Here is a 13,483-nt window from a genome sequence, read left to right on the forward strand (position 1 = left end):
TGCGATTTTGTGAGGTGCTAAAACCAAGAACGGAAATAGGGTATTTCGGGATGCGTAGGCGCAGCCCGCCGTAGGTATCGCAACGAAATAAACCTGGGTTTATTGAGAATATGGCGATGTAGTTGATAATTAAACCCCGATCTCACATTTTCGCATTGCTCCCCTTCCCTACTAGCGTTGGGGAATAAGATTCAAAGCCGAATGTCACGCTTGATAACTCCCGGTTCGCCCATTTTAAATTGAGTTAGAAAAAAGCTGAACGATTTAATAGGGGTTATAGCATATAATACAAATGTAATATTGTCACGACTTTGCACGTAGTTTACCGCCGTAGGCATCGCATAAAAATAGAGTTTTTAGAGCAGGGTGGTAGTTCAAGGTAAATTTAGGGTAATGGCTAAAACCATTACTACACCTAGATTTTCTGTTTTTCGGCAATTTCTCGAACTCCAAAAAAAATGAGCGAACCGGGAGTTATCAGATCGAGTTTTGATCAGTAACCATAGTAGACATGAAGCAGGAAATGAAAGCCTAATAAATTAGCTGTCACGTTAATTAGGCTGTCATAAAAACTAACAAAAACAGAGGAACTCTCATGAGAACTAATCGTAAAATCGCCTTGCTAGCTTCAACAGCCTTACTACTAGGTGGAGGTTTCACAATCTCTCAAAAGTCATCTGTGACAACGCCAGAACAATTAGTTTCACAGTGTCCAGGCGGCGGATACCCTATTTTAGAATGTGAGATTATCAACGGTAAAAGAGTTTGTCGTCGGCAATGCAATAACTATTTCTCCAATGGGTAATACCCATTTGTTTTCTAACGGCTACACTACTGTAATATCTGTTCGTTTGTAATTATGGGTTCAGTTGCCATAGTTCTGAACGTATACCGATTTACTCATTTTTGGAAATATGTCTTTCGGTATACTTATTTTCCTAACTCCTCAAAAAATGGGCGAACCGGGAATGATAATGTGAAAGTATTGCTATGACTGGGTGTAGGGGAATAGTTGATCTATTAACTGGTCTTATTTAGTTCTGACAGCAGATTGCAATTTGGTGACGTACAGATGACCTAAGGGCACAGCACTGCTGTGCCCCTACCTGTGTATTTCATTTACCTGAAAAACGCTGTAATTCTTTCCCTTACACCCTTTCATCCAGCCAGATTAGGGTTTGCGCTCCCTCTAATATCATGTTCTACAAACGAGCGATCGCTATAAAACTTGTTCTAGAAGTCGGGGAAGAGGTGTAGCGATGGAATTTTCCTTTTTATCCTTACCTTTTAACCCTTCCCTTAACCATTGCAAACGATACTTTTGCCCCAAATGCACCCATTTATACTTTGACCTAGTTTGGCGCAGCTTTACACAGAATTGGTATTAGTGATCTCTTAACCTGAAAATTACTATTTTGTCTCTTTTATATGCTGATTAAGAATCTACTCTTTAGGATTGCTATAAGTCTGTGGCTTTCGCTAAAAATATGAATTTTATGAACTTTATGAACTTGACCTCTCAAGCAGGAAAAATTAACAAAATTCAGTTATGAACTTCATGATATTGACTTGCTTTTTAAGCTAATTTAAATTGAAATAGTCAACTTGCAGCATCTTTATTAGACTAGTTTATTAGTTTAGTGAGATGCATTCCTTACAAGATTTTTCATCAAAACCAAGGAGAATCACATGGAAAATAGACTCCAAATACAAGATTTCCAAGACGATGAATTGTATATGGAACTTACCCCTGAAGAACTAGAAGAACTAAAGGAATTAAAAGGAGGATGGTATAAGAAGCACCCTATTGGAGTACCTATGTTACCTAACGTAGTACATCCCAAGCCACTCACAGCAATTGCCCTACCAGTTCTTTATACTACACCTGTATTTCCTATCGGAGTACCCATAGATACGCAAAGTATCTCCATCGCAAGTTTAAAAAACTTGGGTACGCAACTGTCTATATAGTTAAAAGATATCTCCAGAAATGAGGTATTACCCCTGACTGCACAAGGCTTTTATCTTATTTTTTGGAGATGTCTAAAGAAGAAGGGTAAGGATAAGATTTTCCTTTTTATCCTTACCCTTTAACTCTTGCAAAACTATGATTACAAAAATTTATAGAGTTTTAAAGCACAAAGAAAAATTGGATCGATAAGTATATGGCACTTACTGAAAACTTTAGCCGCATTTTACAAATCCACCCATCTAGACGCTGCAATCTGCACTGTCTTCATTGTTATTCTTCTTCTAGTCCGGAAGAGCGTGACCAACTCAGTGTCCCGCTCCTTTTACAAGCAATTACTGATGCAAGTGAACAAGGGTATACCATTGCCAGCTTTTCCGGAGGAGAACCCCTTGTCTACAAACCTCTACCCGAACTGTTAAAACAGGCTCATCAATGCCAGATGCGGACAACGGTTACTTCCAACGGTATACTATTGGACGAGCGACACTTAGAGCAGCTGACTGGAGCGGTTGATCTACTCGCCATTAGTCTTGATGGAATGCCAGCCTCCCATAACCGTATGCGTTCTTCAGAGCAGGCTTTTGAAAAAATGGCGGCTCGACTAGAAGGGGTTCGCCAATCGGGTATCTTATTCGGGTTTATCTTTACACTCACAAAACAAAATTTTCGAGAGTTAGACTGGGTTGCAAATTTTGCCTTGGAGCAAGGGGCGAAATTATTGCAGATTCATCCACTTGCAGAAGTTGGACATGCTACCCAAAGCCTTGTCGGGTATAGACCGAATCCGAGCATCTTATCTTATGCTTACCTAAAAGCCACGCGTCTGCGAGAAACCCTTGGTGATAAGCTGTTTATTCAGATTGATTTAACTCATCAAGATTTGCTGCGTTTAAATCCCGGTAGCTTTTTTGCAGACGAATTGCTAAAAAATGAGCAAGACTATAGCTTTGCTGAACTCATATCACCCTTAGTTATCGAAGCAGATGGGACAGTGGTACCAATGCAACATGGTTTTGACCGCAATTATGCTCTAGGAAATCTTAATCAGGCATCTTTGGCTGAACTTACTAAGTATTGGCGTCAAGAGCGCTACCGCGCTTTTCGAGAACTCTGCCAACACGTTTATCAAGAGCTAATAGAACCTAATGAGCTACCGATTATCGATTGGTATGAAACGCTAATGTGTTTGGGAAAGATGAGTAACGAAAATGAAGACAGAACAATTATATCTATAGGCTAAAAAATGTTAATAATCAATGTAAAAGAAAGAGGTAGCCGTTGGCTGTCTCTTATTTAGTACAAGATTTTATAAGACTGATGTAAAAACCACTTAGTATCAGCAATCTTCCTCAGTTTACTTCAAAATCCTGTTATGAAATACCAAGTTGTTCTGCAACATAGTGAAGAAGACTGTGGTGCTGCTTGCCTTGCTACTGTTGCCAAACACTGCGGACACACCTTTGCCCTGCATCGAATCAGAGAAGCAGTTGGAACAGGAGCGCGGGGAACCACCCTATTGGGTTTAAGTCGAGGAGCAGAGGCTTTAGGATTTAATACACGCATTGCCAGGGCTAGCACTCAATTTATCAAGCAATTGCATCAAGCTCCTCTACCAGCGATTATTCACTGGAAAGGCTACCATTGGGTAGTTTTATATGGGCGAAAAGGTAGTAAATACGTAATTGCTGACCCTGCCGTTGGCATCCGCTATATCACTCTCAAGGACTTAACCGCAGGTTGGGGTAATGGCGTGATGTTATTACTGACGCCAGACGACAACCGCTTTCGAGAGCAAACAGACGATAAAATCGGCGGAATCGGGCGTTATCTGGTGCGTGTTTGGCCTTATCGCTTCTTGATAGCCCAGGCGATCGCCATTAACTTTGTTATTGGGTTGCTCTCTTTAGCCTCGCCCTTGATGATGCAACTACTTACCGACGATGTACTCGTGCGGGGGGATACTCAATTGCTAACAACAGTGGCAATTGGGGTGGTTGTTATGAACCTGATTAAAAGTGTAATAGGGTTAGTACAGTCTCACCTCATTGGTCACTTTGGTCAAAGACTGCAATTAGGGTTGATTCTGGAATATGGGCGGAAACTCTTGCACTTGCCTTTAGAATACTTTGAAGGACGTCGTAGTGGAGAAGTAGTCAGTCGCATTGCCGATGTTCATTCCATCAATACTCTAGTTTCCCAAATTGTCCTCGGTTTACCCAGCCAATTTTTTATTGCCTTGGTTTCCTTGGGCTTTATGTTATTCATTAGCTGGGAGTTGACTGTGGCTACCCTTGCCGCTTTTATCATCGTCACAGCAATTAACCTGCTTTTCGTACCAGCTTTACGCCAAAAAACTCGCAAACAGATTGTCTTAGGCACAGAAAACCAAGGCTTTCTTGTCGAAACCTTTCACGGTGTTCAAGTACTAAAAACTACTCAAGCCACTCCCCAAGCTTGGCAAGAGTATCAAACGAATTATGGTCGTCTCGCCAACCTGAACTGGAGTACGATGAAACTGGGACTTTATAGTGGCACAATTACCAGTTTTATTTCCACTCTGACGAATGTTATCTTACTCTGGTTAGGCAGCAACTTGGTGATTAATCAGACCTTAAGCATTGGGCAGTTGCTTGCGTTTACTGGCATGAGTGGCAACTTTCTTGGCTTCCTAAGTTCAGCAATCGGGTTAGCTGATGAGTTTATCACTGCTCAAATTGTTGTCCAACGCTTGACAGAAGTCATCGACGCCACCCCAGAAGACGAAAACGACTTTAAAAAACCGATCGCAAATATTCCAGGTAATGCAGATATCACCTGCACTAACCTCAACTTTCACCATGCGGGTAGAGTAGACTTGCTCTCTGATTTTTCTTTGATCATCCCAGGTGGTAAAGTCATTGGTTTGATTGGTAAATCCGGTTGCGGCAAAAGTACTTTAGCTAAACTGATGGCTGGTTTATATAAGCTTCGGTCTGGCAACATCCGCTATGGTTTATATAACCAGCAAGACCTTTCATTAGAATACCTACGGCAACAGGTAGTATTAGTCCCCCAAGAACCGCATTTTTGGAGTCGCTCAATTGTTGAAAATTTTCGCTTCAGTTATCCCAACATTAGTTTTGAGGAGATAGTCAAAGCTTGCCATATTGCTGGTGCAGATGAATTTATTAGCAAATTACCCGATAAATATCAAACTGTTTTAGGCGAATTTGGTGCAAATCTTTCTGGCGGACAAAGGCAGAGATTAGCGATCGCTAGGGCTATAGTAACCGAACCACCTATATTAATTTTAGATGAATCTACTGGCGCTCTCGATCCAGTAAGTGAAGCCGAAGTACTAGATAGACTACTGTACCATCGGCAGGGCAAAACCACAATTATGATTAGTCACCGTCCTCAAGTTATCCAACGAGCTGATTGGATTGTGTTGCTTGAAAATGGACACTTAAAAACTCAAGGGACTCCAGAAGAATTACGTCAAATTGCTGGAGAGCATTTAAGCTTTATTGATAATATCTATCCTGATAAGAATGGTTTTAAATCTTCTTTAATTGTTCGGAATTAGTTAACCGTTATTAAGCATTTTAGATATACTCAGCACTTATGATTAGTAACTCTCAAACCAATTTTTTACCCTTAGTTCAAGACAACGAATTCCTCCCACCAATTAGCCGTTGGACTACATTTGGCGGACTGTTTATCCTATTTATGTTGTCGTTAGCTCTTCCTGTGGCTGCGGTTGTTAAATATAAAGTTACGGTCATTGGGCAAGCTGTTGTCCGTCCTGCGGGTGAATTGCGAATTGTGCAGGCGGCGGCAGAAGGACAGGTAATGCAGATTTACGTCAAAGAAAATCAAACGCTGCAAACAGGAGACCCGATTGCCACTATTGATGACTCTCGACTGCAAACCAAAAAAAACCAGATGCAAACCAATATTCAACAAGCTAGGTTACAACTAGTTCAAACCGTTGCTCAAATTAATGCAATAGATAGTCAAATTCGAGCCGAAAGCGATCGCACTAATCGAACTATCGCCTCTGCTAAAGCTGAATTGAAAGGACGCGATCGCGATCATCAAGACAAAAACATTACCAGTATCACTGAACTCCAAGAGGCAGAAGCCAACATCAAAATGGCTCAAGAAGAATTGTATGCAGGACAAGCACAGTTAGAATCAGCATTAGCTAATTTATACGCCACTGAAGCTGCTTTAGGGGCAGCGACATCAAAGCAGAACCGATATGAAAGTGCCGCTAAACAAGGCGCATTATCCCGCGATCAACTAGAAGAAGTACAGCTGGCTGTGAAACAGCAACAACAAGCTGTACAGGCGCAAAAAGCCACTTATAAAGCCCAAGAAAAAACAAATGAACGGCTAAAACAGGCTGTTTTCGGGGCTATGGCTAGACGATATCGCGCTCAAGCAGCCATCAAACCAAGCAATGCAGATGTAGCAATTGCAACTGAACGCATTGCTCAAGAAAAAGCTTCTGGAGAAGTGACTAAAGCAACCTTAGAAAGAGAGCGTCAAACACTTATCAAGGATAAAATTGAAACTGAAAAACAATTAGAGCGCGATAGTAGCGAACTCAAGCAAGCTGAAATCGACCTGAAGCAAACTACTATTACCGCTACAGCCGACGGGATTATTTCCAAGCTAAATTTGAGAAACCCCGGTCAAACTCTGCGTGCAGGGGAAGAAGTTGTCCAAATTGTTCCCAGTCATGCACCCTTAGTTATCAAAGCAGCTGTAGGTTCTGAGGAAAAAGGTAAGGTAAAAGTCGGTCAAAAAGTGCAAATGCGGGTAACAGCTTGTCCTTATCCTGATTACGGTACTCTCAATGGCGTTGTCAAAGCGATCGCCCCAGATGCTGTTACTTCGCAAAAAAACGATGCAAACTCTGATACAAATTCTATCCCCAGAGCAACTGCTGTAGGGGCTTTTTATGAAGTCACAATTGAGCCAGAGAAACTTGCTTTAGGTCGTAGTATAAAGAAATGTCAAATTCAATTGGGTATGGATGGCAGAGTTGATATTATTAGCCGCGAAGAAACTGTGCTGCAATTCTTGCTCCGCAAGGCAAGGTTAATCACAGATTTTTGAGATTGACAAACGAGATATATTTCTCTTTTTAAGCAAATAAATATAAGTGATAAATTGTTTTTGTCTATATATTTTTGACTTTGTAGAATGATAATTACACGATTAAAGATTTGCTATTCGGGGAGAAACCTGTTTTTTTAGAAATTAATAGACGACAATTAAAATGTAAAAAATGTAGAAAACCCTTCAGTGAACACCTAGATTTCGTTAGAAAGAAAAGAACTTATACAAAACGACTTGCACATAAAACAATACAAGAAGTATTAGATTCGGACATACATAGTGTGGCATCTGAAGGTATAGTGACAACAGATGAAATAGAAAGAATGTTAAAAGACGCATCTGAAGATAACGGTGATTTAAAACTTGAAGGCTTAAAAAGACTTGGAATTGATGAGATAGCTCTAGTGAAAGGAAAGGGAAATTACTGTGCTGTATTAATAGATTTAGATACGTCTAAACTGCTGGCAATTTTAAGCGATCGCATTTTATTTGTGACTAGTATTTAGTCAGATATTAACCTGAGCATTACTATTTGCTCTTTGGCTAAAAATATGAAGTTTATGAACTTTATGAAGTTGGCTTATTAGGGACGAAAAGTTAGCAAAATTTCAGTTATGAACTTCATGATATTGACTGGTTTTTCACGGCACTTTAATCTAGAACGCAGAATTACCTTTGTTACCAAGTTAACTAAGGCGTAACCGTTCAGTGCAGGGCTGTTTCATTCCCTGGAAGGCTCTGATTTACAAGGTCTATGTAGACTTTTTTGACTTCAAAAGTTCCTAGTCAGCTATTAGCAGAAAACACCATGAAAAAGTATTCTTTGTTAAGTCTTGCTGTACTTAGCCTATCTCTACTTGGTTCTACCCCTCGTCTGGTATTGGCTGAAGATTTGTACTCAGGCATTGCACTAATTAATGTAGCTCAGGCAGTAGAATCTGATGCTGGTACAGCTTCGATTAACTATACTGTACCGGAAACCGTGCCGGCGATCGCGCAACCAAAACCAAACGCTTGCTGGGCTACCTCAGCTACTATGATGGTATCTTGGCATGACCGTGCCAGCTATTCGATTGAACAAGTCATGGATAAGGCTGGTGAATATTACAGCCGCATCTTTGAGGAAGACACAGGACTCTTCCAATTTGATCAAAAACAATTGTTTTCTGCCCTCAACATGATAGCAGAAGCGCCTCAAAGCTACACCGTAGAAGGTTTGTTATCTCTGCTGAAAAATTATGGCCCCCTTTGGGTAACAACAGATGTGGGAAGCAAGTCATCTCCAGCTCTTCACGATCGCATTGTCATCGGTATGACTGGCGATGGCACTCTTGACGGCACTGATCTAGAAATTATCGACCCTGCCTACGGTAATCGTTATAACGAAAGCTTCCGTAATTTCATGCGTAAGTTTGAGCAAGTAGCATCAGGCGACATCCAAAGGGGCGAAGGTGTCCGAATCCAAGTTGTGCATTTCTAAGGGATTTCTAACAAATAAATTATCCAATTTTATGGGGTGGGCATCTTGCCCGCAGCCAAAGGCGGGCAAGATGCCATTGGTGTCAAGTTAAAGCATCAGCCCATATGTCAAGTGACCCTAGATTCACGAGTTTCAGACTGGAGCAAAATTTTTAGCCGTCAGAAATGCTTGAAAGAAAGTCTGGATAAAGGTTATGAAGAATGCGTAGGCATAGCCCGTCGCAGACATCGCATAACTCCAAATTAAGTACAAAAATTAACTTTGTACTTAATTTTTTACAAATTTTCAGTATAATTATTAATTGACAAAAATGATTCTGCCTTCAACTTTCACGAATGGGTAATCCTCTATTCTTTTGCGAGTTGTCCTATGAATCTCAATGCTTTAGATTTCTTAAGCCAAGACCAAATTAATCAACTAAAGGATGGAATCAATCAGACATTTACAAGTCTTAACACTAGTATCGGTAATCAAGTTTTTGCTGAACAGTTCCCCCTGATTGGTAATAATCTAAAAGATGCTTTTGATAGTGGAATTACTTCGATCCAGTATTTGAAGGCTTTGCGTGATGCTATTGAGACTGGGCTGAATACTTTGACGGGCAATGCCAGCTACACCGTAACCCAAGTACAAAGCGGCATTAATACAGCACTTCAAAATGCAGGTATTAGCGGTCTAGGCGTTACTGTTACGCCTTCAGGCAACGATTTCAAACTTAATTTTAATACAAAGGAATCGTTTGTTCCAGTCACGATCGCTTTAGAAAATGATTTAGGGCTACCTAATCTGGGACTAAAGACCAGTGGTTCAGCCAAATCAGCCCTTGACTATACTTTCAACTTTGGCGTTGGCTTAGACTCCACTGGATTTTATTTCGATACTTCACCCACTAGTTCCCAATTGCAGATCAAGACTGCCACAACCATCCCGAACTTCAATGCCAATGCCAGTCTTTCTCTTCTCAATTTCACCGCCACTGATAGTACAGGTACACATTCGGCTTTCAATGCCAATATTGATGTAGCTTTCAAAGATCCAAATAATGACAACAAACTGCGAACTGCTGAACTTGCTGGTTCTCCAGATTTGCTGAATGCAACAATATCAAAAGGTAATGCTAACATTAATCTCAATCTGCTATCAGCACTGCCATCGAATGTTCCACTACCAAAGTTTGGAACGAATCTGAATGTCTTATGGAACCTTGATGGAGTAAGCATTAATCCATTGGACAATAACGCGACGTTTGGTAGCATTCCAACAATTTCTTTTAACAATAACACGATAAATATTGGCTCTTTTTTCAGTACTGTCACTGGACAATTTCTGAACAAGATCAATATGGTAACTAGTCCAATCAAGCCTATTCTTGACATACTCACAACACCAATACCACTTCTGAGTGACCTTGGTGACAGCAAGGTTACTTTGCTAGATATTTTTGGTGTATCCCAAAGTCAAGCTTCAGCAATTAAAGGCTTGAGTGACATTGCTAATTTGGCTAGCACAGTCGCAAACTTTACAAATTACAATAACGAATACATCGATCTCGGTTCATTATCAGTTAATGGGGATTTGCGTTCCGATCTTTTGATAAATTCTGCGGTTAGCACTACTCGATCTCTGTCTACTAATCAAAACATCGACTTAAAAAGTTTTCTTAGTAATGTTAAGCCGTGACCTGCTGATCGGAGGGGGAGGAAATGACATACTTAGTGGAGATAACGGTTTCGACGAACTCAATGGTAATGACGGTAGTGATACTTTGAGAGGTGGGACTGGTAATGATTTGCTGGTTGGTGGTAGTGGCGCTGATCTTCTCGATGGGGGTGATGGCTTAGACACTGCCTCCTACAAGACTGCAACGACGGGAATGTCGATCAATCTGCGATCGCAGCAGTTCACAGGCGATGGAGTGGGCGATACCTTAATCTCTATTGAGCTTTACGAAGGTACGAACTTTAACGATGTAATCAATGGTGATGATAGTTCCAATGGCCTTCTCAGCGGTTTGGATGGTAATGATGTCATTCAAGGGTTTGGTGGAAATGACTTGCTAGATGGTGGAGCAGGAAATGATTCCCTTTTTGGTGGATTAGGTGGTGATTTCCTTGTTGGTAGTTCTGGTGCAGATATTCTAGATGGGGGTGAGGGAGTTGATACTGTTGCTTACATCAATTCCAAGACACCTGTAACTGTCAGTCTGAAGACTGGAGTTAGCACTGGTGGAGATGCTCAAGGAGATACCCTCAACGATGTGGAAACATTATTGGGTTCGCTGATCCCATCGGTTACATTAGTTTTGATTGGTGACACCCTTGAAGGTAATGATGCATCCAATATCATCGCAGGTTTGGCTGGGAATGACTTCATCAACGGACTTGGTGGGAATGACTGGCTCTATGGAGATGCTCCCGACAATTGGACTTATGGGGTTACTCCTATCACCAATACCTCTCCGGTTTCTGGAGACGGCGATAGAGATACGATTTTAGGCGGTGATGGCAAAGACCATCTTTTTGGACAAGGAGGCGATGACGATCTTGACGGTGGATCGGGTTATGACATTCTTAAAGGCGGGGATGGCAATGATCTCCTTCGCACATTTGACTTTGGCAGTGCCGATCTTCTTGATGGGGAAAGCGGTATCAATCCGCTTTCGGCAGATTATTCAGATCAGACTGTCGATATTACTTTTATTGCCGGACAAACGAATAACTATAGATTTGCTAATGGAGATACTGCTTTAAATTTCCAGAATCTCGGAGATTTTTACACTGGATCTGGAAACGATCTGATTCAGCTCGATGGTACAGTAGATGATGGCTATAACAACACGCTGCGGACTAATGGAGGTAATGACACAATTTATGGTGGAGATGGTAGTGACACAATTGATGCTGGTTCCGGTAATGATTTCATAGTGGGTGGAGCTGGTGCCGATGTCATTGATGGTGGCGATGGCATAGATACAGCAGACTACACTAACTCTCTTTCAGAAGTTATTATCAACTTAGACACAGGAACTACCGATGGTGGATACAGTCTAAGGGGAGCAATGCGATTTTGTGAGGTGCTAAAACCAAGAACGGAAATAGGGTATTTCGGGATGCGTAGGCGCAGCCCGCCGTAGGTATCGCAACGAAATAAACCTGGGTTTATTGAGAATATGGCGATGTAGTTGATAATTAAACCCCGATCTCACATTTTCGCATTGCTCCCCAGTCTAAGCCGCATTTCAGAAGTGAATGAAATTGAGAACATCAGTGATGCCATCACTGTTACATTGGAGAATCCTCAAAGCTACACAGTCATAATCACGGGTCACGATCAACTCACAAACGTCGAAAACTTAGTTGGCAGTCGCTTCAACGATGAGTTGACTGGAGACAGCAAAGATAACGTTATCAACCCTGGTCTTCCAGCTATCGGGGCAGTCAAAAATTTTCAATATGGCTTTAACTTTGACATTGTTGATGGTGGGGCTGGCAAGGATTTACTGGTAGTTGATTACTCCAGCATCGATCCGGCGATAATAACTGGGGGCATAAACGGATCTCTCGATAATTTCAATGGCAGTGGAGTTCGTTTCATCAACATTGAGTACGTCCAGATTACTGGTAGTAATAAGGATGATGTTATCTATGGTTTGATGGGAGGGGATGATACCCTCAATGGGATGGGGGGGAATGATATACTGATCGGTGGTAGTAACAACAGTAATGACTCCAACAACGGCAATGATGTCATTAATGGCGGCGATGGCAACGACGAGATTTCCAACCGGAACTATAACGCAGCCGGAGATGACACCGACTTGTTTGATCGCTTCGATGGTGGTGCTGGTGATGATATCCTGTCCGCTAATTTCTCCAACCAAACTGCCGATATTACCTTTATCAGCGGACAATCCAACAATATTGTCTTTGCTGATGGCACCTACGCTAAAAACTTTGAATACCTGCGGAACTTTACCAGTGGCAGTGGTAACGACACCATCATTCAAAAAGGGCGGCTTTCAGGTGGGTTTAACTTTAACTCTTCGATAGAAAATAGATTCTTTACAAGCGCGGGAGACGACACGATCGATAGCGGATTAGGGGTTGATAGCGTAGATGCTGGAGAAGGCAATGATCTGCTGATTATCGACTACTCCGATGGGGATAATGCCACTACTCCAGGGTTGAATGGCTCTGCTTATGGTAGCAGTCTCTCTAGCAATGCCAGTTATAACCGCCACAATATTGATTACAGCCAGTATGATAGCATTATTGCCTATAATATTGAACGTTACAAAATTACTGGCACCAGCAAAGCTGATAGTTTTACAGGTTGGTTTGGTGATGACGTGCTGATAGGTGGAGCGGGCAACGATACTATCAATGCCTTTTATGGCAACGATTTTGTCGATGCGGGTAGCGGTGATGATGAAGTTGGTGCTTCTTTCGATCTGGGTCATTACAGTAATCCTTTTGATGATAGTGGCAAGCTAGACAAACTGGATGGTGGTACTGGCATCGACACCCTAACTGCCGCTTTTGGCAATCAAACGGCTGATATTAACTTTAACAGTGCCAATCCCACAGATATCCTCTTCAACGATGGCACCTATGCCAAAAACTTTGAAGTCATCAGAAATTTGGAAACGGGCAGTGGAAATGACAACATAACTCAGCTAGGTCGCATCAATAACCGCTTCGTATTTTTTTGGTTCTTCAGTACTTAGTATGCCAAAAACCTAGCAATAATCTGATACAAAGCTGAAAATATCATATTAATTTAAAACTATAATCGTTACCAGACTTGACTTAAAGAGTAAAGTTGCTGTTAATTATAGTTATCAAAATTAATTAAATAAGTCTGTATCACAGGGTAAGCGCATCTAATTTTGTGCTTAAGAATACAGATTGTTTTACTGAAGT

The 13,483-nt window shown here is 41.4% G+C and carries 11 protein-coding genes and 1 pseudogene; all 12 read left to right on the plus strand.

The genetic code is table 11. The annotated features are described in order from the left end of the window. The first annotated feature begins 595 nt into the window (after positions 1-595). The 12 genes and pseudogenes from ACFFAP_RS27865 (at position 596) to ACFFAP_RS27920 (ending at position 13,287) form a co-directional block, all read left to right on the plus strand. On the plus strand, positions 596-805 hold the full coding sequence (locus ACFFAP_RS27865) for a hypothetical protein (RefSeq protein WP_375514268.1): 210 nt from the start codon (positions 596-598) through the stop codon (positions 803-805). Positions 806-1,689: 884 nt separating this feature from the next. After that, the gene (locus ACFFAP_RS27870) at positions 1,690-1,971 is read left to right on the plus strand and encodes a hypothetical protein (protein ID WP_375514269.1); all 282 of its coding nucleotides are present in this window, start codon (positions 1,690-1,692) and stop codon (positions 1,969-1,971) included. 194 nt (positions 1,972-2,165) lie between these two features. Further along, positions 2,166-3,212: a radical SAM protein gene (locus tag ACFFAP_RS27875; protein ID WP_375514270.1), complete on the plus strand. Its 1,047-nt coding sequence runs from the start codon at positions 2,166-2,168 to the stop codon at positions 3,210-3,212. Positions 3,213-3,344: 132 nt separating this feature from the next. Further along, a complete protein-coding gene (locus ACFFAP_RS27880; protein ID WP_375514271.1) occupies positions 3,345-5,537 on the plus strand; it encodes a peptidase domain-containing ABC transporter in 2,193 nt (730 codons plus the stop codon). 38 nt (positions 5,538-5,575) lie between these two features. Then, on the plus strand, positions 5,576-7,078 hold the full coding sequence (locus ACFFAP_RS27885; RefSeq protein WP_375514272.1) for an HlyD family efflux transporter periplasmic adaptor subunit: 1,503 nt from the start codon (positions 5,576-5,578) through the stop codon (positions 7,076-7,078). A gap of 110 nt (positions 7,079-7,188) precedes the next feature. Then, positions 7,189-7,242, plus strand: a pseudogene (locus tag ACFFAP_RS27890) (hypothetical protein); the annotation flags it as partial. 120 nt (positions 7,243-7,362) lie between these two features. Further along, positions 7,363-7,587, plus strand: a complete 225-nt coding sequence (locus tag ACFFAP_RS27895; RefSeq protein ID WP_375514278.1) for a hypothetical protein — start codon at positions 7,363-7,365, stop codon at positions 7,585-7,587. A 302-nt stretch (positions 7,588-7,889) separates the two neighbouring features. After that, complete coding sequence (locus ACFFAP_RS27900) at positions 7,890-8,561, plus strand: papain-like cysteine protease family protein (protein WP_375514273.1); 672 nt, start codon at positions 7,890-7,892, stop codon at positions 8,559-8,561. A 45-nt stretch (positions 8,562-8,606) separates the two neighbouring features. Further along, on the plus strand, positions 8,607-8,807 hold the full coding sequence (locus ACFFAP_RS27905; RefSeq protein ID WP_375514274.1) for a hypothetical protein: 201 nt from the start codon (positions 8,607-8,609) through the stop codon (positions 8,805-8,807). Positions 8,808-8,930: 123 nt separating this feature from the next. After that, positions 8,931-10,241 carry a hypothetical protein gene (locus ACFFAP_RS27910; protein ID WP_375514275.1) on the plus strand — a complete coding sequence of 437 codons (1,311 nt, stop codon included), beginning with the start codon at positions 8,931-8,933 and terminating at the stop codon, positions 10,239-10,241. Continuing rightward, positions 10,228-11,694, plus strand: a complete 1,467-nt coding sequence (locus ACFFAP_RS27915) for a calcium-binding protein (RefSeq protein WP_375514276.1) — start codon at positions 10,228-10,230, stop codon at positions 11,692-11,694. Before ACFFAP_RS27910 ends, ACFFAP_RS27915 begins: the two co-directional genes overlap by 14 nt. Before the next feature lie 111 nt (positions 11,695-11,805). Then, positions 11,806-13,287 (plus strand): calcium-binding protein, encoded by a 1,482-nt coding sequence (locus ACFFAP_RS27920; RefSeq protein ID WP_375514277.1) that lies wholly within the window; start codon positions 11,806-11,808, stop codon positions 13,285-13,287. Positions 13,288-13,483: the final 196 nt, after the last annotated feature.

The sequence above is a fragment of the uncultured Nostoc sp. genome, assembly GCF_964245575.1.
In the GTDB taxonomy this organism is placed as follows: Bacteria; Cyanobacteriota; Cyanobacteriia; order Cyanobacteriales; family Nostocaceae; genus Nostoc.

Coding starts and splice junctions, on each gene's coding strand:
- ACFFAP_RS27865 (WP_375514268.1), top strand. CDS start 596: ATGAGAACTAATCGTAAAATCGCCTTGCTAGCTTCAACAGCCTTACTA.
- ACFFAP_RS27870 (WP_375514269.1), top strand. CDS start 1,690: ATGGAAAATAGACTCCAAATACAAGATTTCCAAGACGATGAATTGTAT.
- ACFFAP_RS27875 (WP_375514270.1), top strand. CDS start 2,166: ATGGCACTTACTGAAAACTTTAGCCGCATTTTACAAATCCACCCATCT.
- ACFFAP_RS27880 (WP_375514271.1), top strand. CDS start 3,345: ATGAAATACCAAGTTGTTCTGCAACATAGTGAAGAAGACTGTGGTGCT.
- ACFFAP_RS27885 (WP_375514272.1), top strand. CDS start 5,576: ATGATTAGTAACTCTCAAACCAATTTTTTACCCTTAGTTCAAGACAAC.
- ACFFAP_RS27900 (WP_375514273.1), top strand. CDS start 7,890: ATGAAAAAGTATTCTTTGTTAAGTCTTGCTGTACTTAGCCTATCTCTA.
- ACFFAP_RS27910 (WP_375514275.1), top strand. CDS start 8,931: ATGAATCTCAATGCTTTAGATTTCTTAAGCCAAGACCAAATTAATCAA.
- ACFFAP_RS27915 (WP_375514276.1), top strand. CDS start 10,228: ATGTTAAGCCGTGACCTGCTGATCGGAGGGGGAGGAAATGACATACTT.